This window comes from Amycolatopsis sp. WQ 127309, from assembly GCF_023023025.1.
GTDB lineage: Bacteria > Actinomycetota > Actinomycetes > Mycobacteriales > Pseudonocardiaceae > Amycolatopsis.
The window spans coordinates 2,293,973-2,315,517 of record NZ_CP095481.1 but is presented as its reverse complement, the minus strand read 5'-3'; the positions used below and the strand labels follow the sequence as shown (position 1 = coordinate 2,315,517).

The 21,545-nt window shown below is 70.6% G+C and carries 21 protein-coding genes; 10 read left to right on the top strand and 11 right to left on the bottom strand.

Features of this window, described 5'->3' with window-relative positions:
* Nucleotides 1-134: 134 nt before the first annotated feature.
* On the bottom strand, nt 135-1,715 hold the full coding sequence (locus MUY22_RS10500; RefSeq protein WP_247059200.1) for a GMC family oxidoreductase: 1,581 nt from the start codon (nt 1,713-1,715) through the stop codon (nt 135-137).
* 173 nt (nt 1,716-1,888) lie between these two features.
* Between MUY22_RS10500 and purS the strand changes: the two genes are divergently transcribed.
* Nucleotides 1,889-2,128, top strand: coding sequence for a phosphoribosylformylglycinamidine synthase subunit PurS (purS, locus tag MUY22_RS10495; protein WP_247059198.1), 240 nt, complete (start codon nt 1,889-1,891; stop codon nt 2,126-2,128).
* Nucleotides 2,125-2,802, top strand: a complete 678-nt coding sequence (gene purQ, locus MUY22_RS10490; protein WP_247059195.1) for a phosphoribosylformylglycinamidine synthase subunit PurQ — start codon at nt 2,125-2,127, stop codon at nt 2,800-2,802. The genes purS and purQ overlap by 4 nt, the downstream gene beginning before the upstream one ends.
* A gap of 129 nt (nt 2,803-2,931) precedes the next feature.
* Here the strand turns inward: purQ and MUY22_RS10485 are convergent, their stop codons facing one another.
* From MUY22_RS10485 to MUY22_RS10475, 3 genes are all read right to left on the bottom strand, one after another.
* Complete coding sequence (locus MUY22_RS10485) at nt 2,932-3,360, bottom strand: pyridoxamine 5'-phosphate oxidase family protein (protein ID WP_247059193.1); 429 nt, start codon at nt 3,358-3,360, stop codon at nt 2,932-2,934.
* 66 nt (nt 3,361-3,426) lie between these two features.
* Nucleotides 3,427-5,172 (bottom strand): ABC transporter ATP-binding protein, encoded by a 1,746-nt coding sequence (locus MUY22_RS10480; protein ID WP_247059190.1) that lies wholly within the window; start codon nt 5,170-5,172, stop codon nt 3,427-3,429.
* Nucleotides 5,169-6,803 (bottom strand): ABC transporter ATP-binding protein, encoded by a 1,635-nt coding sequence (locus MUY22_RS10475; RefSeq protein WP_247059188.1) that lies wholly within the window; start codon nt 6,801-6,803, stop codon nt 5,169-5,171. Before MUY22_RS10475 ends, MUY22_RS10480 begins: the two co-directional genes overlap by 4 nt.
* Before the next feature lie 277 nt (nt 6,804-7,080).
* On the opposite strand from MUY22_RS10475, the gene purL reads away from it, so the two are divergent.
* Nucleotides 7,081-9,387, top strand: a complete 2,307-nt coding sequence (gene purL, locus MUY22_RS10470) for a phosphoribosylformylglycinamidine synthase subunit PurL (protein ID WP_371827600.1) — start codon at nt 7,081-7,083, stop codon at nt 9,385-9,387.
* Nucleotides 9,388-9,459: 72 nt separating this feature from the next.
* On the opposite strand, the gene MUY22_RS10465 is transcribed toward purL, so the two are convergent.
* The 5 genes from MUY22_RS10465 to MUY22_RS10445 form a co-directional block, all read right to left on the bottom strand.
* A complete protein-coding gene (locus MUY22_RS10465; protein ID WP_247059186.1) occupies nt 9,460-10,563 on the bottom strand; it encodes a pentapeptide repeat-containing protein in 1,104 nt (367 codons plus the stop codon).
* 4 nt (nt 10,564-10,567) lie between these two features.
* A complete protein-coding gene (locus tag MUY22_RS10460; RefSeq protein WP_247059184.1) occupies nt 10,568-11,494 on the bottom strand; it encodes a hypothetical protein in 927 nt (308 codons plus the stop codon).
* A 174-nt stretch (nt 11,495-11,668) separates the two neighbouring features.
* Nucleotides 11,669-12,544, bottom strand: a complete 876-nt coding sequence (locus MUY22_RS10455) for a lysozyme (protein ID WP_247059182.1) — start codon at nt 12,542-12,544, stop codon at nt 11,669-11,671.
* A gap of 266 nt (nt 12,545-12,810) precedes the next feature.
* Nucleotides 12,811-13,653 carry a lysozyme gene (locus MUY22_RS10450; RefSeq protein ID WP_247059180.1) on the bottom strand — a complete coding sequence of 281 codons (843 nt, stop codon included), beginning with the start codon at nt 13,651-13,653 and terminating at the stop codon, nt 12,811-12,813.
* An 80-nt stretch (nt 13,654-13,733) separates the two neighbouring features.
* Nucleotides 13,734-14,441, bottom strand: coding sequence for a type VII secretion system-associated protein (locus tag MUY22_RS10445; protein WP_247063795.1), 708 nt, complete (start codon nt 14,439-14,441; stop codon nt 13,734-13,736).
* Nucleotides 14,442-14,497: 56 nt separating this feature from the next.
* Between MUY22_RS10445 and MUY22_RS10440 the strand changes: the two genes are divergently transcribed.
* Nucleotides 14,498-14,878, top strand: a complete 381-nt coding sequence (locus tag MUY22_RS10440) for a sterol carrier family protein (protein ID WP_247059178.1) — start codon at nt 14,498-14,500, stop codon at nt 14,876-14,878.
* Here the strand turns inward: MUY22_RS10440 and MUY22_RS10435 are convergent, their stop codons facing one another.
* Nucleotides 14,879-15,712: an SAM-dependent methyltransferase gene (locus MUY22_RS10435; protein ID WP_247059176.1), complete on the bottom strand. Its 834-nt coding sequence runs from the start codon at nt 15,710-15,712 to the stop codon at nt 14,879-14,881.
* Nucleotides 15,713-15,876: 164 nt separating this feature from the next.
* On the opposite strand from MUY22_RS10435, the gene MUY22_RS10430 reads away from it, so the two are divergent.
* From MUY22_RS10430 to arfB, 6 genes are all read left to right on the top strand, one after another.
* Nucleotides 15,877-16,755: a helix-turn-helix transcriptional regulator gene (locus tag MUY22_RS10430; protein ID WP_247059174.1), complete on the top strand. Its 879-nt coding sequence runs from the start codon at nt 15,877-15,879 to the stop codon at nt 16,753-16,755.
* Between the two features lie 251 nt (nt 16,756-17,006).
* On the top strand, nt 17,007-17,246 hold the full coding sequence (locus MUY22_RS10425; RefSeq protein WP_247059172.1) for a DUF397 domain-containing protein: 240 nt from the start codon (nt 17,007-17,009) through the stop codon (nt 17,244-17,246).
* A complete protein-coding gene (locus MUY22_RS10420) occupies nt 17,233-17,541 on the top strand; it encodes a hypothetical protein (RefSeq protein ID WP_247059170.1) in 309 nt (102 codons plus the stop codon). The genes MUY22_RS10425 and MUY22_RS10420 overlap by 14 nt, the downstream gene beginning before the upstream one ends.
* A 119-nt stretch (nt 17,542-17,660) precedes the next feature.
* Nucleotides 17,661-19,190, top strand: a complete 1,530-nt coding sequence (gene purF / locus MUY22_RS10415) for an amidophosphoribosyltransferase (RefSeq protein WP_247059168.1) — start codon at nt 17,661-17,663, stop codon at nt 19,188-19,190.
* Between the two features lie 26 nt (nt 19,191-19,216).
* On the top strand, nt 19,217-20,287 hold the full coding sequence (gene purM, locus MUY22_RS10410) for a phosphoribosylformylglycinamidine cyclo-ligase (protein ID WP_247059166.1): 1,071 nt from the start codon (nt 19,217-19,219) through the stop codon (nt 20,285-20,287).
* A 34-nt stretch (nt 20,288-20,321) separates the two neighbouring features.
* Complete coding sequence (arfB, locus tag MUY22_RS10405; RefSeq protein ID WP_247059164.1) at nt 20,322-20,753, top strand: alternative ribosome rescue aminoacyl-tRNA hydrolase ArfB; 432 nt, start codon at nt 20,322-20,324, stop codon at nt 20,751-20,753.
* A gap of 16 nt (nt 20,754-20,769) precedes the next feature.
* Here arfB and MUY22_RS10400 read toward each other — a convergent pair whose 3' ends face one another.
* A complete protein-coding gene (locus MUY22_RS10400) occupies nt 20,770-21,522 on the bottom strand; it encodes a GNAT family N-acetyltransferase (RefSeq protein ID WP_247059162.1) in 753 nt (250 codons plus the stop codon).
* Between the last annotated feature and the right edge of the window lie 23 nt (nt 21,523-21,545).

Sequence of the window (21,545 nt, the reverse complement as noted above, 5' to 3'; positions counted from 1 at the left end):
GTCGCGTGCGACAGGCTGTTGTTACGGTCTCCGGGGTGGCTTGGTGTAGATGTGATCGAAGTGTTGAAACGCCGCGAAGTGGCGGCTCGGAGGTGTCTGTGCCGAGGGCGCTCCGCTGCCGGTCAACTCCGTCCTCAGCGCCCCCGGATGAGGTCCGCCGCCTTCTCCGCCACCATGATCGTCGGCGCGTTCGTGTTCCCGCGCGGCACCACCGGCATCACCGACGCGTCCACCACCCGCAGCCCCTCGACCCCGCGCACCCGCAGCTGCGGGTCGACCACCGCCTGCTCGCCCGTGCCCATCGCGCACGTGCCGACCGGGTGGTACAGCGTCTGCGTGTTCTCGCGGATGTGCTCCACGAACTCGGCGTCGGTCAGGTCGTGCCGCGCGGGCAGGAACGGCTTGTCGAGGAATCGCTTGAGCGGCCCCGACTTCCCGATCTCGACGAGCGCCTTCAGTCCGGCGATCATCGCGTCCATGTCCTTCGGCTCCGCGTAGTAGGCCGGGTCGATTTCCGGTTTCCACAACGGATTCGCCGACTTCAGCCGCAGCCGGCCGCGGCTGGCGACGTCCACCAGCGTCGCCGCCGACGTGAAACCGGGGACGGTCGGTTCGCGCATCCCGTTGTCGTAGAACAACGTCGGCGCCACGTGGATCTGCATGTCCGGCGCGGGCAGGCCGTCGCCGGTCGGGAAGAACGCGCCCGCCTCGCCGATGTTCGACGCCAGCGGCCCGCGCTTGGTCAGCTGGTAGCGCACGAGTCCGGCCGGCGTGGCGGCGTTCACCAGGTCGGTGGTGCCGCGGGTGGACCAGATGATCCCGCACGCCGGGTGGTCGTGCAGGTTCTCGCCGACGCCGGGCAGCGCGGTGACGACGTCGATGCCGTGCTCGCGCAGGTGCTCGGCGGGGCCGACACCGGAGACCATCAGCAGCTGCGGTGAGTTGACCGCGCCGCCGCTGAGCAGCACCTCGGCCGACGCGCGCGCGGTGCGCTCGACGCCGTTGTCCACATAGGACACGCCGACCGCGCGGGTACCCTCGAACACGATCCGGGTGGCCTGCGCGCCGGTCTTCACCGTGAGGTTCGGCCGGTCGAGCGCCGGGCGCAGATAGGCGTCCGCAGTGGACCAGCGACGGCCCTTCTTGCAGGTCACCTGGTAGTTGCCGGCGCCTTCCTGGCTCTCGCCGTTGAAGTCGTCGGTGCGCTTGAGGCCCCACGCGACGGCGGAGTCGACCCACGCGCTCGACAGCTCGTGGGTGAACCGGCGGTCCTCGACGTGCAGCGGGCCGTCGGTGCCGTGCAGCGGGCCGCCGAGGCGCTGGTTGCCCTCGGCGCGCTTGAAGTAGGGGAGGACGTCGTCCCAGCCCCAGCCTTCGGCGCCGTGGGAATCGCGCCAGCCGTCGTAGTCGGCGCGGTTGCCGCGGATGTAGATCATGGCGTTGATCGACGAGCAGCCGCCGAGCATCTTCCCGCGCGGCCAGTACGCGGACTTGCCGGTGTGCTTCTGCTCGACGGTCTCGTAGTTCCAGTCCCACCGGGTCTTGAACAGCGACGCGAACGCGGCCGGAATGCGGACCTCGTCGGCGGTGTCCTCGCCGCCCGCCTCCAGCAGCAGGACCTGCGCCGACGGATCCTCGGTGAGGCGGTTCGCCAGCACGCACCCGGCGCTGCCCGCACCGACGATCACGTAGTCAAAGGAGTCCTGGACGGCCACGGTGCCTCCACTCGCTGTTGGCGCGATGTCAACGACTCATCATGGCGCAGGGCCGCGCCGTGGGCCAGTCTAGGTTTTCCGGTGGCCCTCGCCACCTGGGCGCGGGTCCGGTGAACCGGGTGAACTATGCTCGCCGGGTACCCACGACCTGCGTGAATAAGGAGCAGCCTGCCGTGGCCCGAGTTGTCGTCGACGTCATGCCCAAGCCCGAAATCCTCGACCCGCAGGGACAGGCCGCGCTCGGCGCCGCCGGCCGTCTCGGCTTCACCGGGATCAAGGAGATCCGCCAGGGCAAGCACTTCGAGATCGAGGTCGACGACTCCGTCGACGACGCGACGCTCGAGAAGATCGCCGAAGGTTTCCTCGCGAACCCGGTGATCGAGCAGTGGACCATCACGCGGGTCGGCGCGTGAGCGCCCGCATCGGCGTCATCACCTTCCCGGGCACCCTCGACGACGGCGACGCGGCCCGCGCGGTCCGCTACGCCGACGCGGAGGCCGTGCCCCTGTGGCACGCCGACGAGGACCTGCACGGCGTCGACGCCGTGGTCGTCCCGGGTGGCTTCTCGTACGGCGACTACCTGCGCGCGGGCGTCATCGCCCGGTTCGCGCCGGTGATGACGTCGGTGATCGAGGCCGCGCGGGCCGGGATGCCGGTGCTCGGCATCTGCAACGGGTTCCAGATCCTCTGCGAGGCCGGCCTGCTGCCGGGCGCGATGATCCGCAACCAGGGTCTGCACTTCATCTGCCGCGACCAGTGGCTGCGCGTCGAGAACACCTCGACGGCGTGGACCTCGCGCTACGAGCAGGGCGCCGAGATCCTTATCCCGATGAAGAACATCGACGGCTGCTACGTGGCCGAGCAGTCCACTTTGGACGCGCTGGAGGCCGAGGACCGGGTCGTGTTCCGCTACGTCGGCGGCAACCCGAACGGCTCCCGCAACGACATCGCGGGCATCCGCAGCGAGAACGGCCGCGTGGTCGGGCTCATGCCGCACCCGGAGCACGCGATCGACGCGCTCACCGGCCCGTCCGACGACGGTCTCGGCATGTTCTACAGCGCGGTGGACGCGCTGATCAAGGCTTGACGCACCGGCCGGGGGAGGTTCCACTTCCCCCGGCCACCGCGCCGACCCTCCCGGCACGCGACCCGACTCCCCAGGTGCGCGACTCGTTCATCCAGGTACGCGTGTCGTCCCGCTGATCACGCGTGCCGATCAGGTCTTGCTCTGGTCGTTCGAGAGCCACTTCTCCGGCCGCACCCGCACGAGCACCGACTGCGGGCCCAGCGCCGAGTCGACGTACTCCCTCGCCTGCTCCGCCGGCCAATACCGGCCTGCTATCCGCAACGCCTGGTCGCGCGTCGGGGGCTCGTCGTTCGCGATCACCGGGCCCTCCACCGTCACGTACCTGTACGGCGGTGTCTCGTCCTGTGCGGCCAGGCTCAGCCGGCCCGCCGCGCGGATCGCGCGGTCCTTGACCGTGTCGCGTTCCATCCAGATCAGCAGCTCGCCGCCCGGCGCGTAGTCGTACCAGACCGGGACCGCCAGCGGTGCGCGTCCGGCGCGCTCCACCGCCAGCACCCCGACGTGCACCCCGCTCAGGAACGCTTCGCGCTCCACAGCCGTCATGACGAAAGACGACATGTCACTCCCCAGGTAGCCGGTCATCTACCGGGGAGCAACACGTCGGCGAGTCCGGACATTCCGGACTCAGCTCGCCGCCGCCACCAGGCGGGCGTACGAACCGCCCGCCGCCAGCAGTGACGCGTGCGGGCCCAGCTCCGTGATGCGGCCGCCCTCGACCACCGCGACGCGGTCGGCCGCCGCCGCGGTGTGCAGGCGGTGGGCGATCGCGATCACCGTGCGTCCGGCCAGCACGCTGTTCAGCGAACGCTCCAGGTCGCGCGCCGAGCCCGTGTCCAGCAGGGACGTCGCCTCGTCGAGCACCAGCGTGTGCGGGTCCGCGAGCACGACCCGGGCCAGCGCCAGCTGCTGCGCGACCGCCGCCGGCACCGGGTACGCGCCCGAGCCGATCTTCGTGTCGAGGCCGTCCGGCAGGCCCGCGACCCAGCCGGACGCGCCCGCCGACTCCAGGGCCGCCGTCAGCTCGGCGTCCGGCCAGTCGCCGCCCGCGCGGCGGGCCGGCAGGGCCAGGTTCTGCCGGAGCGTCCCCGAGAAGACGTGGTGCTCCTGGGTCAGCAGCAGGACCTCGCCGCGCAGCACGTCGTCGGCCAGCGCCGAGACGTCCTGGCCGCCGATCCGCACCGAGCCCGCGGACGGCACCGCGATGCCGGCCAGCAGCCGCCCGAGCGTCGACTTGCCCGCGCCGGACGGGCCGACGATCGCCAGCCGCTCGCCGCGCGGGACGCGCAGGTCGATGCCGTGCAGCACTTCGCGGTCGGCGGTGTAGGCGAACCGGACGTCGTGCACGTCGATGTCACGCCCGCGCGGCACCTGCGTCACCTTCGGGGTCTCCTCGACCGCGACCTCGCGGATGCCGAGGATCCGGCGGGCCGCGGCCGCCGCGACCTGCAGGTCCTCCAGCCAGAACAACGCGGAGTTGAGCGGGTTCGCCATCGCCTGCATGTAGAGCAGCATCGTGGTGATCTCACCGAGCCCGGCCCAGCCGCGCGTGTACGCGAGCAGCCCGAGCAGCAGCATGACGGCCAGCGGCAGCACGTAGCTGATCTCCAGCGACGGCAGCCAGCGCAGCTGCAGCGCCCGCATCCGGCGTTCGCCGAGGATGCTCCGGTCCAGGTCGTCGTGAGCGCCGGTGACCCGGCGTTCGGTCAGCCCGAGCGCCTCGACCGTCCGCGCGCCCTCGGCCGTCTCGTGGACGCTGGTCGTGAGGTCCGCCCAGCGGTCCAGCATCGCCTGCATCAGCGCCGGGATCCGCCGCTGGTACCAGACGTTGACGCTGATCAGCAGCGGTGCCGCGACCAGCAGGCCCAGGGCCAGCAGTGGTGACGTCAGCACCATCGCCGCCACCGTGAACACCACGGTCACCGCCGCGACCAGGATCTCCGGCGCCGCGAACCGCGCCGCGTGGTCGATCCGGCCGAGGTCGGTGGTGGCCCGGCTGAGCAGGTCGCCGGTGCCGGCCGCCTCGACGGTGCCGAGCGGCAGCTGCAGCGCCGTGCCGACGAACTCCTCGCGGGTCTCGGCCAGCACCAGCTCGGCGAACACCGCGCCGCGCATCCGCGCGACCTTCCGCGACAGCGCCTGCAGCAGCAGGATCACGACGAACACGCCCGCCAGCACGTCGACGTGCGTGGTCGTGGTCCCGGCCGCGACGGCGTCGACCAGCGAACCGAGCAGCTGCGGGCCGGCCAGCCCGATCAGCGTGGACGCGGCGAGCGCGCCGAGCAGCAGCGCGACCTCGCGCTTGTGGGCCGCCGCCGTCCGCAACGCCCAGCGGCGGACGTCCCGCCGGGACGCCGTGGGGAGCCGCTTCACACCGTCACCACCTTCGTCGTGAATACCTCGTCGGCCACATGTGTCCACAATGGACTCTGGCTGAACACCACCGTCGTCTTGCCGCGGCGCAGGGCCGCGACGCGCTCGGTGATGCGTGCCTCCGTGTGCGCGTCGACCGCCGAAGTCGGTTCGTCCAGCACCAGGACGTCCGCGTCCACGGCCAGCGCGCGGGCCAGGTTCAGCCGTTGCCGCTGGCCGCCGGACACCTCGCGGCCGCGCTCGCCGATCACCTCGTCGACGCCGTCGGGCAGCGCCTCGACGATGTCGTCGGCGTCGGCCGCGTACAGCGCTTCGGTGATGTCAACGCCGCTCGGCCGCGCCGGTGTCAGCTGCTCGCGCAGCACGCCGGAGAACCAGATGTCCTGGTTGTGCGCGTACACCACCCGCCGCCGCAGCTCCACGAGCGCGACCTGGTCCGCCCGGACCCCGCCGACCAGCACTTCCTCGCCCGCGGCCGGGTCGGCGAACCGGGCCAGCCGGTCGGCCACCGCCTCGCCGCCGGCGCCGAAGTCGACGACCGTCAGCTGCCCGGCCACGACCCGCACCCCGGACTCCGTGTCCGCCAGGTCCAGCGGCCCGTCGGGCAGCCGCACCGGCGTTTCGGGGTCCGCCAGCGCCGGGTGCAGCGCCAGCAGCGCCACCACCTTCCGCGACGCCACCAGGCCGGACGTCAACGACCCGACGGCTTCCGTTGCGGCGGAGACCGGCCAGATGAGGAACATCGAAACGCCGTAGAACGCCACCAGCTGCCCGAGGTCGATGGTGCCGCCCACGGCCAGCCGCGCGCCCAGCCACGTGATCACCACGGTGACCAGGCCGGGCATCGCGACCTCGGCCGCGGCCAGCCACGACTCGGCCTTGCCGACCTCGACGCCGGCCCGGCGCACCCGCTGGCTGGTCTCGCGGAAGCGGCCGGAGAACCGCCGCTCACCGCCGATGCCACGCAGGATCCGCAGGCCGGACACGATGTCCGCGCCGAGGGCGTTGACCTCGCCGCGCATCTCGCGCTGGCTCGCCTTGCGCTTCTGCAGCGGGGCCAGCAGCGGCCCGATGCCCAGCACCGCGAGCGGCACGCCGACCAGCGCGACGACGCCGAGCAGCGGCGACGTCGAGACCAGCCAGATCGCGACCACGACGAACGCCAGCAGCGAGCCGAACGCCCGGCCGGCCATTTCGACGGTGTTGCCGATGTGGTTGATGTCGGTGGTGGCGATCGCGACCAGGTTGCCGGTGGTCGTCTGCTCGCGCAGGCCGGCGCCGACGCGCGTGGTGTGCGCCGACACGAGCCGCTGGGTGGAGCCCGCGCCGTGCAGCCACAGGCCGTAGTTGATGAAGTGCATCCAGGTCCCGGACACGGTCTGCACGACGCCGAGCACGGCCGCGGCCAGCGCCCAGCGCCCCACGCCCGCGCCGTCGTGCGCGGTGATGGCGCCGATGCCCTGGCCGATCACCAGGGGCAGCAGGGCGCCCGGCAGCGCCCACACGACGCCGATCGTCGCCGAGCCCAGCACCGTGCCGAGGCGAGCCCGGAACACGGCGAGCAGGAACCGGCTCGCGGTCGGCCGTGCGGGCAGCCGCAGCGGCGGAAAGGGATATGTGGCGGAAAGCACGATTCCCGACGTTAAGCCGACGACCCGGGGTTGGCGACCGATTTTCGCGACCACGGCCCAGCGTCGTCCGGCCCCATGCGCCCCAATGTGGCGTTCGGTGCGTCAGACGCACCGAACGCCACATTGGGTGCGTTGGACGCACCCAACGCCACATTGGGGCGCTCCGGCCGGTGGCGACCGGGGGCGCGGTGTCGGCTCCGTCACACCCGGAACGGCGAGATCCGGTGGGGCGGCCCAGTGTCCGGGGCACCCGGGCCCGGCACGTACCCTGGCGGCCGTGGCGAACCCTGACACGGACACCGTGACCAGCACCGTTGACACCACCGAGCGGGCCGGGGCGACCCCGGACCACACCCAGCCCTATCGCGAGCTCGGGCTCGCCGACGACGAGTACGCCCGCATCCGGGAAATCCTCGGCCGCCGGCCCACCGACGCCGAGCTGGCCATGTACTCGGTGATGTGGAGCGAGCACTGCTCCTACAAGTCCTCCAAGAAGCACCTTCGCTACTTCGGCGAGACCGCGACCGACGAGATGAAGGCCAAGATGCTGGCCGGCATCGGCGAGAACGCCGGCGTCGTCGACATCGGCGAGGGCTGGGCGGTCACCTTCAAGGTGGAGAGCCACAACCACCCGTCCTATGTGGAGCCCTACCAGGGCGCCGCGACCGGCGTCGGCGGCATCGTGCGCGACATCATGGCGATGGGCGCGCGGCCGCTCGCGGTGGCGGACGCGCTGCGCTTCGGCCCGGCCGACGCCCCCGACACCAAGCGCGTGCTGCCCGGTGTGGTCGCCGGCGTCGGCGGTTACGGCAACTGCCTCGGCCTGCCGAACATCGGCGGCGAGCTGGTCTTCGACCCGTCCTACAGCGGCAACCCGCTGGTCAACGCGCTGTGCGTCGGCGCGATGCGCGTCGAGGACCTGCACCTGGCCTTCGCGTCCGGCACCGGCAACAAGATCATCCTGTTCGGCGCCCGCACCGGCCTCGACGGCATCGGCGGCGTCTCCGTCCTGGCGAGTGACACCTTTTCGGGTGACGAGTCGTCGGGTGGCCGCAAGAAGCTGCCGAGCGTCCAGGTCGGCGACCCGTTCACCGAGAAGGTGCTCATCGAGTGCTGCCTCGAGCTGTTCGCGGCCGACCTCGTCGTCGGCATCCAGGACCTCGGCGGCGCCGGGCTGTCCTGCGCGACGTCGGAGCTGGCCGCGGCCGGTGACGGCGGCATGCACGTCTACCTCGACCGGGTTCCGTTGCGCGCCACCGGGATGACGCCGGCGGAGGTGCTCTCCAGCGAGTCGCAGGAGCGCATGTGCGCGGTCGTCTCGCCGGAGAACGTCGAGGCGTTCATGGCCGTCTGCCGCAAGTGGGACGTCATCGCCACCGACATCGGCGAGGTCACCGACGGCGAGCACCTGGTGATCACCTGGCACGACGAGGTCGTCGTCGACGTCCCGGCGCACACCGTGGCGCACCAGGGCCCGGTGTACGACCGGCCGATCGAGCGACCGTCCTTTCAGGACGCTCTGATCGCCGACACCTCGGCGAACCTGCCGCGTCCGGCCACTCCGGACGAACTGCGCGCGGACGTGCTCAAGCTGATCTCGTCGCCGAACCAGGCGTCGAAGGAATGGGTGACGTCGCAGTACGACCGGTACGTACGCGGCAACTCCGTGCTCTCGCAGCCGTCGGACTCGGGCATGATCCGGATCGACGAGTCGAGCGGCCGCGGTGTCTCGGTGGCGACCGACTGCAACAGCAAGTTCGTCTACCTCGACCCGTACCGCGGTGCGCAGCTGGCGCTGGCGGAGGCGTACCGCAACGTGGCGACGGGCGGTGCGACCCCGGTCGCGGTGTCGGACTGCCTGAACTTCGGCGCGCCGACCGACCCGGGCGTGATGTGGCAGTTCGAGCAGGCCGTGCACGGCATCGCGGACGGCTGCGTCGAGCTGGGCATCCCGGTCACCGGCGGCAACGTGAGCTTCTTCAACCAGACCGGCTCGACGGCGATCCTGCCGACGCCGGTGATCGGCGTGCTCGGCGTGATCGACGACGTCACCCGCCGCATCCCCACCGGCATCGGTGCCGAAGCCGGCGAAACCCTGCTGCTGCTGGGCGAAACGCACGACGAGCTGGACGGCTCGGCGTGGGCCCGCGAGCTGCACGGCCACCTCGGCGGCGTACCCCCTCGTGTGGACCTCGCCCGGGAAAAGCTCCTCGCGGACATCCTGGTGGCGGGCTCCCGTGACGGCATGATCTCGGCCGCGCACGACCTTTCGGACGGCGGCCTGATCCAGGCGTTCGTCGAGACCGTCCTCATCGGACAGTGCGGCGCCCGGTTCTTCCTCGACGCCGACCAGGACCCGTTCGTCCAGCTGTTCTCCGAGTCGTCGGGCCGCGTGCTGGTGGCGGTCCCGCGCACGGAGGAGCTGCGCTTCACGGAGATGTGCACCGCGCGGGGCCTCCCGTGGCGCAAGACCGGCGTGGTCGACCCCGAGTCGGGCAAGCTGGAGCTGCAGGACATCACGGAGTTCACGCTCGACGAGCTCCGCGAGGCGTGGGAGAAGACCCTCCCGGCCCTGTTCGACTGAGACCTGTGGACAGCTGACCGGAGGGCACCGATTTCTGTCGGTGCCCTCCGCTGGCGTGGAAACGGGGGCTGCTCAGCCGGCTTCGGCGACGATCCGCTTTTCACCGTCGCGCAGTTCCTCGCTTCTCCAGCCGTCCGGAAGCTGAACGTCCTTTTCGGACCGAACCCGCGTGTTGTACAGCGAAACGGATTCGGGCAGTGACGCGAACCGCAGATCGGTCTGCCCGTCGAAGCGGGTTCGGCGCAGATCCAGCTCGCTGGTCACGCACACGTCGTGGAAGACGGCGTCGCGGAGGAACTCGGCGTCCTTGAACGTGGTCCGCCCCGCGAAGGTCGTCGCGGTGAAGTCCGCCAGCTCGGCGAACCGGGTACCGCTGAACCAGGCGTGGCTCTCGAAAACCGCGCCACGGCACCGGAAGTTGCCGATGAGCCGGCCCTTGTCGGTGCCCGCCGCCGTGAAGTAGACCCGGCCGGTGAAGCGGCAGCCGCTCAGGTTGGTGCTGCTGTGCAGCGCCGCGTACCGCAGCACCATCCCGCCGATCCGGCACCCGGAGAGATCGAAGTATTCGACGACCGCACCGGTCAGGTCGAGGTCGTAGTCCGGCGCGTCCGCCTGGTCGGCCGCCGGCAGCAGCTCCCGGATCAGCCGCTGCGCGGTCAACCGGACCTGCAGTTCCTGTTCCCGCTCGGGGGTGTCCCGCTTGGCGTCGCGGTCGTGCCGGTCGAGGCCGTCCTGGTACCGCACGTGCTCGAACGGCCGCCGCAGGTACGAGCACAGCACGTCCAGCACCGTCTGCGTGTACGCTGGGCGGCTCCGCGCCAGGCCCGCCAGTGCGTGCAGCGCGCCCACCCGCACCTGGTCGGCCGCGTGCCCGAGCAGCTCGACCGCCTTCGCGAACCGCTCGTCCGCCACCCGCTCGCGGTCCTGCTCCGCGCGTTGCGACTCCAGCTCGTGCCGCTGCCGCTCGATGTCCTGGCGGCGTTCCTCGACGCGGCGGCGCCGGTCGTTCAGCCAGAGCGCGTACAGCGCCACGATCGCGCCGCCGGCCAGGCCGCCGGTCTTGAGCGCGTCACTGCGGCTGGTGGCGGGGTCGGTCAGCAACCAGCCGCCGACCCCGAGCAGCAGCACCAGCGACGCGGCGAACGTCCACGCCAGCGGTGATCGCCACAGCTTCACCCGCTCAGGACACCAGCATGGTGCTGACGCAGAAGCCCTTGTCGTCGAAGTTCGTCGCGCTCAGCGTGCCCTTGACCGACTTGCCCGCGGACGTCCCGGTGACCTGGCCCTCGACGAGGTACTCGTCGTCCGGCACGTCGCCGAGCTCCAGCTGCAGCGGCGACTTGAGGAACGTCTTGAGCCACGAGTCGAGCAGGTCCTTCGAGTCCGAGCAGCCCATCGCGATCGCGGCGTTGTTGTCGCCGGCGTTCAGCTTGTCGATGAAGCCCTGCAGCACGACCTTGCCCTGCGCCGAGCCCGAGCCGCCGCCCGGCGTCGACGTCTTGGTGCTCGGCGTCGTCGACTTCTTCGGGGTGCTCTTCGGCGTCGACGGCTTGGCCGAGGTGCTCGTGCCCGGGGACGCCACGGTGTTGTCGTCCTTCGAGAGGAAGAACCCGGGCGCCACGAACCCGGTGATGCCCAGGCCCGCCAGCACCAGCACCACGACGGCGCCGACGGCGATCCACATCCCGGTCTTGCTCTGCTTCGGCGGCGCCGGCGGCCCGCCGAAGCCCTGCCCGTAGCCGCCCTGCTGGTCCCAGCCCGACATCTGGCCGCCGGCGTTCGGGTCCCACGCCTGCTGGCCGTACTGCTGGGCGTTCGGGTCCGCCCACGCCTGCTGCTGCTGGGCGTTCGGATCGGCCCAGCCCTGCTGCTGGTTCGGGTCGCCCCAGCCCTGCTGCGGGTAACCGGCGGTGCCCGGCTGCTGGTAACCCTGCTGGTTCGGGTCCCAGCCCTGCGGGTACTGCTGCGTCGGGTACGGCTGTTGCTGCTGGTTGGGGTCCCACCCGCCCTGCTGGGGATACGGCTGCTGCGGGAAGCCGCCGGACTGCGGCTGCTGGCCGTACGGGTCGGGCTGGCCGGGCTGGCCCGGCTGAGGCGGGTAGGTCATCGGTCATGCCTTCCGGGCGCGGGGTGTTCGTGCGCATCCGACGCCCGGCGGACGCGTGCGGTTCCCCCAGGAGTCGTGAGCAGCATTCTGCAAGCTCGGACGGTACGGCATGAAACCGGCTCCCGGCCGCGACGACGCGAAGTCGTCACGATCCGGGAGCCGGGGTGGTGCGGGTCAGCCGTTGGCGAGGGCCTGGAGCCGGTCGAGGGCGCCGTTGAAGGTGTCCTGGTCGAGCGGGCTCGAGGTGTACTGCCAGACGGTGTAGAAGCCCCAGTTGTAGGGCAGGGCGCCGGCCGACGACGCGTACCGCGCGACCCACAGCGGGGCCGTGCTGGAGAAGTCGGCGCTGACGCACTGGTTCCACCAGCTCTGGGACGTGTAGATCACCGGGTACCGGCCGGTCTTGGCGTGGTAGGTGTCGTGGAAGTCGAGGATCCACGACGTCATCGCCGCCTTGCTCAGCCCGTAACAGGTGGCGCCGTACGGGTTGTACTCCATGTCGAGGGCGCCGGGCAGGGTCTTGCCGTCCCTCGACCAGCCGCCGCCGTGGGCCAGGAAGTAGTTCGCCTGGGCGGCGCCGCTCGCCGTGTTCGGGGTGGCGAAGTGGTAGGCGCCGCGGAGGAAGCCCTGGTTGAAGGAACCGTTGTACTGCTGGGCGAAGTAGGGGTTGGTGTAGCTCGTGCTTTCGGTGGCCTTGGTCCAGACGAACCGCTTGCCCTGGTTCCACCAGCTCGCCCAGTCGACGTTGCCCTGGTAGCTGGCGACGTCGATGCCGGCCACCGTGGCCAGCACCTGGCCGGGGATGGCCTGAGCGGGTTGCGGCTGCTGCGCCGCCTTCTGCGTGTCCGGCGTCGACTTGTCACCTTCGACGCGCCGGATCTGCGAGCCCATGTCGTGGTTGTGCACGGCGATGTCCGCGTTGATCGCGGTCACCGGGTCGACCTCGGGGGAGATGGTGGCGGCCGTCGCCTGGACCGTGCTGCCGAGCAGGAGCAGCGTGGCGGAGACGGCCAGGGCAGCGAACAGCCGCCCTCTTCGGGAAGTGGACATCGTTGAATCCCTTCACAGATACCCTCGCTGAGGACGGCTTACTGCAGGTAGCCGTCCGAGCACGATTGTTAGCGACGCACCCGGGGTTTGTCACTCAGTTCCGTGAAATTGGGTATACGCGTGGGTGATTTTCTGCGGAAGTCGATCATCAATTGGTGACTGGTTAACACCTATTACCGATGAGCTGCGCCGTTCAGCCGAGCGAACGCGCCCGCAATCGGTCGGCCGGGCACGCCCGGGCCGTTCCGGTAGCCGGCGAACCGCGGTCAGCCGAGCGCCAGGACCCGCAGCCGCTCGGCCGCGCCGTTGAACCAGTTCTGGTCACCGGGCAGTGTCCCCTTGTCGGCGAACTGCCAGATCGTGTGCACGGTCCAGCCGGCCGGGAGCTCGCCGATGTAGGTGTTGTAGCGGGCGATCCAGAGCGGGTTGGCGCCGAAACCGCCGTTGTTCGCCGTGCACCGCTTCCACCAGCTCGTCGACGTGTAGATCGTCGGGTACCGGCCGGTGGCCGCGCGGTAGGTCTCGGAGAAGTCGCTGAGCCAGCGGACCATTCCGGCGGCGTCCTTGCCGTAACAGGTTTCGCCGTACGGGTTGTACTCCGCGTCGAGCGCGCCCGGCAGCGTCCGGCCGTCGGCCGACCAGCCGCCGCCGTGGGCGAGGAAGTACCGGGCCTGGGACGCGCCGTCGGAGACGTCCGGCCGGGCGAAGTGGTAGGCGCCGCGGATGAGCCCGGCGTCGTAGGACCCGTTGTACTGCTGGGCGAACTGCGGGTTGACGAAGCCGGTGCCCTCGGTCGCCTTGACGTAGACGAACTTCGCGCCCGCCCCCGCCGCGCCGCCCCAGTCGACCGGCCCCTGGTGCCCGCTGACGTCGTGGCCGAGCTGCTGGTCGTCGGCCGCGTACAGCACGTCCGGGAGCGCTTCGATCCCTTCGACCTTGGCGATCTGCGAACCGGCGTAGTGGTCCTCGGCGCCCTCGTACAGGTCGACGGCGGTCGCCGGGGTCTGCCCGGCGACCAGGAACGCGGCGGCGGCGAGGAGCGGCAGCGAACGGCCTCTTCGTGAACGGCCCAGCACCCTCTTGCCCCCCACCAGTCCCGTGAGTCTCATTGAGCCTCACGATGCACCCGTGTCGCCGGATCGGCTACCCGGTGCCACTCGAAAGTGTGAGGGGCTGAAGGGTGACGCCGTCAGCGCTGCTGTTCGTCCGCGAGCGCCTTCACCAGGTGTTCCGCCGGCACGACGGCGGTGATCAGGTCGTGCGGGTTGATCGCGACCGGGTGACCACCCAGCAGGCTGACGATGTCGCGGCCGACGACCGCGCGGGCGTGCGGCCACTCGCGCGGCACCAGGGTCTTGCGCGTGTACGCCGGCACCATGACCCGGCCGTCGGTGTTGTGGAAGCCGATGACCGTGCGCTGCACCGGCGACATCGCGTAGACGAACAGCGTCGAGTCGAGGACGATCTTCGGCAGGTCCGACGGCGGCCGGTGCTCGGTGCGCACGAGCTGCAGCAGGTGCTCGAGGTCGTTCGACGGCTCCGGGAACCCGAGGGCCTTGGGCGAGGGCCGGTAGCGGTCGTTCGGGTGGAAGTCCGCGACGACGTCGCCGGCGGCGTTCACCGGGTACGCGCCGACGACCGCCCACGACGGCACCGGGCCGTTCGGGTCGAAGGCCTCGTCGATGACGTAGAGCCAGCTGTCGGGGTTGGCGCGCGCGTTCGCGCGCATCTCCTCGGTGATCTCGGGGGTGCCGTGCTTGCCGGAGCGCCGGGCCTGCTGGCCGCCGCGCCGCGCCGACCGGCTGTGCTTGCCGTGCTTGCCGGGGCGATCCGGTCCGTTTCCGGCTGGCTGCTGCGAAACCATCCGATCTGCCTCGTCCCGCTGCGCCATCGTGATCCCCACGTTCTCGGGTGTGCCGGAAAACTCTTGGTGCGCCACTCTACTGTTTGCCCATGGCCTCTTCGCGTTCGGTCGACCCCGGACAGTTACGTGCGGCGGTGCAGGCGATTTCCCCGTGGCTGCAGGGCGACGGGCCCGACCCGGCCCGCGCGGAGCTCGCCGCCGCCGTCCGGCTCAGCCTGCGCGCGCTGGCGGCCGACGCTCCCGGAAGGACGGTCGAGGTCCGCGTGCCGCCGTTCGCGGCGGTGCAGTGCGTGGACGGACCGCGCCACACCCGGGGCACCCCGCCCAACGTGATCGAGACGGACCCGCGCACCTGGCTGGAACTCGCGACGGGCCGAGTGGACTGGACCACTGCGGTGGCCGACGGCCGGGTGTCCGCTTCGGGCACCCGGGCCGACCTCGCGCAGTGGCTCCCGCTCGTCCGCGTCTGACTACGGCTTGCGGCCGACGCCGCCCGCGATGGTGCGCTGCGCGACGTTGAGCTCCTTGAGGCGCGGGCCGTCCGGCCACCAGTCGGCGCACAGGGTCACGCCGGGTTCGACCATTTCGAGGCCGGGGAACAGGGCCTCGATGTCCTTCTGCGTCCGGAACGTGCCCGAGCCCATCGGGCTGTGCACGAAGAAGTCCTCCATGCGGCGCGCGGTCGCGGAGTCTTCGTTCTCCGGGTCGAAGAAGTGGCTGAGCCCGACGAAGGAGCCGGACGGCAGCGCGTCGACGTACTCCCGCATGATCTCCGCCGGCCGGTCGTACTCGCCCTTGAAGTGGTGCAAGGTGCCCATCTGCAACATGATCAGCGGCTGCGTGAAGTCGATGTGCTCGCGCACGGTCTCGTTCTCGAGGATCCGCGCCGGCTCGAAGATGTCCTCGGCGACGAAGTGGGTGTGCTCGTTCTCCTCGAGCAGCGCCCGGCCGTGGGCGAGGACCACCGGGTCGTTGTCGACGTAGACGACCCGGGTCTCCGGGTTGATCCGCTGGACGACCTGGTGGGTGTTCTCGGCGGTCGGGAGACCGGACCCCAGGTCGAGAATCTGGGTGATACCCGTTTGGCCCGCGAGGAAGCGGCACGCGCGGATGAGGAAACCCCGGTTTTCGAAGGCCAGGTCCTGCGCTTCGGGGGCGGCCTGCTGGACCTGCTTCAGGACCTCCCGGTCGATCTCGTAGTTGTCCTTGCCCAGCAGGAACGCGTCGTAGACCCGCGCGATGCTGGCCCGGGTCGGGTCGACTCCAACGGGAACTCGTTCGGTCCGGGTCGCGGCGTCGGGCATCTTGAACCTCGCAAGTTCTGTGTCGAAAGTCTCGTACTCTACGTAGAGTAGGACTACACAAGCATGCGGTAAACCGGGTCACCTCTTTGCGCAGGACGGCCCAACGTGTACTTTCGGTAGTCGGGCTAGAGCCCCCTGGTGACTGACGCGCGGAAGGTCCGGGAATGAACGCGGTGAACGCGTCCAGTGCTGAACAGAACATCGGCCCGACGGCGCGCCGGATGATCCTCGGCTCGCAGCTGCGTCGACTCCGTGAAGAAGCGGGCATCACGCGGCAGCAGGCCGGTTACAACATCCGCGGGTCCGAATCGAAGATCAGCCGCCTCGAGCTGGGCCGGGTCGGCTTCAAGGAACGCGACGTCACCGACCTCCTGACGATGTACGGCGTCGAGGAGTCCACCGAGCGCCAGACGTTCCTCGACATGGTCAAGCAGTCGAACGAACCAGGCTGGTGGCGCCGCTTCGGCGAGACGATGCCGAACTGGTTCACCGACCTCGTCGGCCTGGAAGAGGCCGCGGCCCGGATCCAGATCTGGGAGCCGCTCTACGTATCGGGCCTGCTGCAGATCGAGGGGTACGCGCGGGCGATCTTCAGCCACGGCCGGCCGGACATGGCCGACGACCGGGTCGACCAGCTGGTCGCGCTGCGGATGCGGCGGCAGAAGATGTTCAGCAGGCCGGACGCCCCGCGCGTCTGGATGGTGCTCGACGAGTCCGTGCTGCACCGGCCGATCGGCGGCGTCAAGGTCCTGAAGCGGCAGATCGAATACCTGCTCGAGATGAGTGCGCTGCCGCACGTGTCGATCCAGGTGCTGCCGTACTCGCGCAGCGGGCTGTCCGCGGAGCACGCGTTTTCGCTGATGCGGTTCGGCGAGCCGGAACTGCCGAACATCGCGTACGTCGAATACCTCACCGGCGCGCACTACATCGAGAAGCGCGAAGAGATCGAGAAGTACAGCCGCGCGCTGGACATGCTCGCGGTCGACGCGGAGACGCCCGACCGGAGCCGGTCCATGCTCGCGAAGCGCCGTCAAGAGATCTAGAAGGCCCGCGTTCGACGGTATCGACGGGGTCCCGCTGATCGGTGACCAACCGTAGCGACTAGCCCATTGGGGAACACTTCCCTCGCCCGTTAGGTGAAGTGTGACCAGGTGATCCTTCACTGTGGGAGAACTTTGCAAGAACTTCTGCACGTGCATTTACCGCTGCAGGCACACGTGCTAGCGTGCTCTACGCGGGCAGATGCACATGCATTTGCACCGCCTCAGGTATCCCGCATCGAGAGGTTGGGACCATGGCAGAGCGATTCGAGAACGGCATCCCGGCCGATCGGCTGTCCGGTGCCCAGTGGCGCAAGGCGAGCTACAGCGGCGCCGTCGGCAACTGCGTCGAGGTCGCACCCCTGACCACCGGCGAGATCGCGATGCGCAACTCGCGTTTCCCGACCGGCCCGGCGCTCGTCTACACCCGCGCGGAGATGGCCGCGTTCCTCGCGGGCGCGAAGGACGGTGAGTTCGACGATGTCCTCGGCTGAGGCCCCCGTCGCTCCCGTCTACGACATCGAGACCGGACTGCAGGAACTGGTCGCCCGTGGCTACCAGTTCGTCCACCCCGCCGATGACCGCGGTGAAGTTCTCGCCGTCGTCGGTGTGCGGGTGCACGACAACGTCGTGGACGTGGTCCGGCTCAACGCCGAGGACGACGTGGTGGCGACGCGCATGCCCGGTACCGAAGAGAACATCTTCGAACCCGAGCGGTGGCTGTGGCGCCGCAGCGGTGATGGAGCCCGGGTGCTCACGGAAATGCTCGCGCTGCCGGATGCCTGCTAGCGCACGAAGAACTTCAGGCCCTGTCCGAAGTGGTCAGAACCACGTCGGGCGGGGCCTGACTCATGTCCGGACCGTTTACACTGAATTCGGCCTGACCGCGTCTTCCTGGGAGCACCTCGGTGGTTTCCGACCCACAGCACGTGTCCTCCGACCAGCCCGACCCGGAACCCCGCGAGGAGTGTGGCGTCTTCGGCGTCTGGGCTCCCGGGGAAGAAGTCGCCAAACTGACCTACTACGGCCTCTACGCCCTGCAGCACCGGGGCCAGGAGGCCGCCGGCATCTCCGTCTCCGACGGCTCCCAGATCGTGGTCTTCAAGGACCTCGGCCTGGTCAGCCAGGTCTTCGACGAACAGATCCTGCAGTCGCTGCAGGGCCACATCGCCGTCGGCCACTGCCGGTACTCGACCACCGGCGCGACCATCTGGGAGAACGCGCAGCCGATCTTCCGCACCACCGAGACGGGCAGCGGCCTGTCCTTCGCGCACAACGGCAACCTCGTCAACACGGCGGAGCTGCGTGAACGCACCATCGCCGCGGGCCTCAAGCCGCACGCGGGGCTGACCGGTTCGTCCAGCGACTCGGACCTGATCTGCGGGCTGCTCGCCGCGAACGCCGCCGACAAGGGCATCGAAGGCGCCGCGATGGAACTGCTGCCCACGCTCAAGGGCGCGTTCTGCTTGGTGTTCGCCGACGAGAACACGCTGTACGCCGCGCGTGACCCGCACGGCGTGCACCCGCTGGTGCTCGGCCGTCTCGAACGCGGCTGGGTCGTCTCCAGCGAGACCGCGGGCCTGGACATCGTGGGCGCGTCGTTCGTCCGCGAGGTCGAGCCGGGCGAGCTGATCGCCATCGACGCCGAAGGCCTGCGCTCGTCGCGGTTCGCCAACCCGGACCCCAAGGGCTGTGTCTTCGAGTACGTCTACCTGGCGCGGCCCGACACCACGATCGCCGGCCGCGGCGTGCACGCCACGCGCGTCGAGATCGGCAGGCGGCTCGCCGGCGAGGAGCCCGTCGACGCCGACCTGGTGATGCCGGTGCCGGAGTCCGGCACGCCGGCCGCCATCGGCTACGCGCAGGGCTCGGGCATCCCGTACGGCACCGGCCTGGTGAAGAACGCCTACGTCGGGCGCACGTTCATCCAGCCGTCGCAGACCATCCGCCAGCTCGGCATCCGGCTCAAGCTGAACCCGCTGCGCGACGTCATCCGCGGCAAGCGGCTGGTCGTCGTGGACGACTCGATCGTCCGCGGCAACACCCAGCGCGCGCTCGTGCGGATGCTGCGCGAGGCCGGCGCACTGGAGGTGCACGTCCGGATCGCGTCGCCGCCCGTCCGGTGGCCGTGCTTCTACGGCATCGACTTCGCGTCGCGGGCCGAGCTCGTCGCGAACGGCGTCGACCTCGACGGCATCCGCCGCTCGATCGGCGCGGACTCGCTGGGCTACATCTCGCTCGACGGCCTCGTCGCGGCGACGGAACAGCCGAAGACGCGGCTGTGCACGGCGTGCTTCTCCGGCGAGTACCCGATCGCGCTGCCCGACGACGCGCTCATCGGCAAGAACCTGCTGGAGAGCCTCGACGCGGTCAATGGCGCGGCGACCCCGGTCAGCCCGGCCGGGTACGGTGCCGAGGACGCTCTCCGGCGTCCCTAGTCCTTCCAGTTGGGAGTCCTTCTACCGTGAGCGAGTCCACGAGCGCCACGTACGCCGCCGCCGGCGTCAGCATCGACGCCGGCGACCAAGCCGTCGAGCTGCTCAAGCCGCACGCCGAACGGGCCACGCGGCCGGAGGTGCTGGGCGGTGTCGGTGGTTTCGCCGGGCTCTTCTCGCTGAAGCTCGACAAGTGGAAGGAACCGATCCTCGCCTCCTCCACCGACGGCGTCGGCACCAAGATCGCCGTCGCGCAAGCGCTGGACAAGCACGACACCGTCGGCATCGACCTGGTCGCGATGGTCGTCGACGACCTGGTCGTGACCGGCGCCGAGCCGCTGTTCCTGCAGGACTACATCGCCGTCGGCAAGGTGCACCCGGAGAAGATCGCCGCGCTGGTCGGCGGTATCGCCGAAGGCTGCGTCCAGGCCGGCTGCGCGCTGCTCGGCGGCGAGACCGCCGAGCACCCCGGCATGATGGGCGAGCACGACTACGACATGTCAGCCACCGGCGTCGGCGTGGTCGAGGCGTCCGCGCTGCTGTCGCCGGAGAAGGTCCGCCCGGGTGACGTCGTGTTGGCGCTCGGCTCGTCGGGACTGCACTCGAACGGGTACTCCCTGGCCCGGCACGTGCTGCTGGACATCGCGCGGATGCCGCTCGGCGGCCACGTCGAGGAGTTCGGCCGCACGCTCGGCGAGGAGATGCTGGAGCCGACGCGGATCTACGCGAAGGACTGCCTCGCGTTGGCCGCGGAGACCGAGGTCCGGACGTTCGCGCACATCACCGGCGGTGGCCTGGAGGCGAACCTCGCCCGCGTCATGCCGCGCGGCCTGGTCGCCCAGCTCGACCGCGGCACCTGGTCGCCGTCGGCGGTGTTCGCGCTGATCGGCCACCGCGGCCGGGTCGAGCGCGCCGAGCTGGAGAAGACGTTCAACATGGGCGTCGGCATGGTCGCGATCGTCGGGGCCGAGGACGTCGACCGGGCGCTGGCCATGCTGACCGCGCGGCACGTCCCGGCGTGGGTGCTGGGCGACGTCCAGCCCGCGAACGACGTCGACGGCCCGCGCGCGGTGCTTTCGGGCGACCACCCGCGCTTCTAGAAACAAGGTTGAACGCGGCTGTCACACTGGTGTCATGGCAGCCGGCGACGTGGTGATCGGCTCCCGGTTCACGATCCCGGGAGCCGAGCTCAACGAACGCTTCTCGCGGTCGTCCGGCCCGGGCGGCCAGGGCGTGAACACCACCGATTCGCGGGTCGAGCTGTCGTTCGACGTCGCCGCGTCGCCGTCGATCCCCGAGCACCTGCGGGACCGCGTGCTGGCCGGGCTCGAGGGCCGGCTGGTCGACGGCGTCCTGACGATCGCCGCCAGCGAACACCGCTCCCAGCTGCAGAACCGTGAAGCCGCGCGCGGCCGCCTGGCCAACCTGCTGCGCGACGCGTCGGCCCCGCCGCCCGCCAAGCGGCGCCCCACGAAGCCGTCACGTGGTTCGAAGGAGCGCCGCCTGGCGTCGAAGAAGCGCCGGAGCGACGTGAAGCGCGGCCGCTCCGGCCGCTTGAACGACTGATTGAACGACTGAGCGGCTAGCCCAGCGAGAGGTGCACGCACTCCCCGGCCGGCTGGTAGCCGACCCGGGCGTAGACGTTCCCGATCCCCAGGTCACCGGGGGTGAGGAACGCCGTGTGCGCGCCGGACTCGTGTGCTTCGCGGGTGAGCCGGGCGGTGATCGCCGCCGCGATCCCGCGGCCGCGGTACGGCTCGAGCACGGCGATGCCGGCGACCTCGGTGGTGCCGTCGACGATCGCGAGCGTGAGCCCGCCGCCGAGGACCGCGCCGGTGGCGACGTCCTCCGCCAGGAGGTGCCGCACCCCGGCCTCGATGCCGGACCGCAGGCGTTCGACCTCCTTGTCGGGCACCTCCGGCGACTCGCCGAACGCCGTGTTCTGCGCCGACCGCAGCCGCCGGATGTCGTCAGCGGACTCCGGCGCGCGCAGCCGGACCCCCGCCGGGACCGGTTTGCCGACCCGCTCGGCGGGCGTGCACGTCATCAACGGCACCTGCCGTTCGAGCTGGTAACCGGCCTCGACCAGGAGTTTCTCCAGGTCGGGGGCGACGTCGGTGAAGTACTCCAGCCGCGGGAGCAGGCCCCGCCGCCGGTACGCCGTGGTCAGCGCGTCGATCTCGGCCGCCGACGGCCGCGCGCCGTCGTCCGGGATCGCGTAGTTGAGCATCGGGTGGTCGTTGTCCGGCGAGTAGGTGGCCAGGAACGGCCCGACCTGCTCGGTCTCCCGGCCGCGGGGCGCCGTCTTGCGGACATACGTCTGGATAGCGGACATTGCTGGTGGAAGCCCTTTCGAGA

Coding starts and splice junctions, on each gene's coding strand:
- MUY22_RS10485 (WP_247059193.1), bottom strand. CDS start 3,360: ATGTCGTCTTTCGTCATGACGGCTGTGGAGCGCGAAGCGTTCCTGAGC.
- MUY22_RS10460 (WP_247059184.1), bottom strand. CDS start 11,494: ATGACCTACCCGCCTCAGCCGGGCCAGCCCGGCCAGCCCGACCCGTAC.
- MUY22_RS10455 (WP_247059182.1), bottom strand. CDS start 12,544: ATGTCCACTTCCCGAAGAGGGCGGCTGTTCGCTGCCCTGGCCGTCTCC.
- MUY22_RS10450 (WP_247059180.1), bottom strand. CDS start 13,653: ATGAGACTCACGGGACTGGTGGGGGGCAAGAGGGTGCTGGGCCGTTCA.
- MUY22_RS10440 (WP_247059178.1), top strand. CDS start 14,498: ATGGCCTCTTCGCGTTCGGTCGACCCCGGACAGTTACGTGCGGCGGTG.
- MUY22_RS10435 (WP_247059176.1), bottom strand. CDS start 15,712: ATGCCCGACGCCGCGACCCGGACCGAACGAGTTCCCGTTGGAGTCGAC.
- MUY22_RS10430 (WP_247059174.1), top strand. CDS start 15,877: ATGAACGCGGTGAACGCGTCCAGTGCTGAACAGAACATCGGCCCGACG.
- MUY22_RS10425 (WP_247059172.1), top strand. CDS start 17,007: ATGGCAGAGCGATTCGAGAACGGCATCCCGGCCGATCGGCTGTCCGGT.
- MUY22_RS10420 (WP_247059170.1), top strand. CDS start 17,233: ATGTCCTCGGCTGAGGCCCCCGTCGCTCCCGTCTACGACATCGAGACC.
- arfB (WP_247059164.1), top strand. CDS start 20,322: ATGGCAGCCGGCGACGTGGTGATCGGCTCCCGGTTCACGATCCCGGGA.
- MUY22_RS10400 (WP_247059162.1), bottom strand. CDS start 21,522: ATGTCCGCTATCCAGACGTATGTCCGCAAGACGGCGCCCCGCGGCCGG.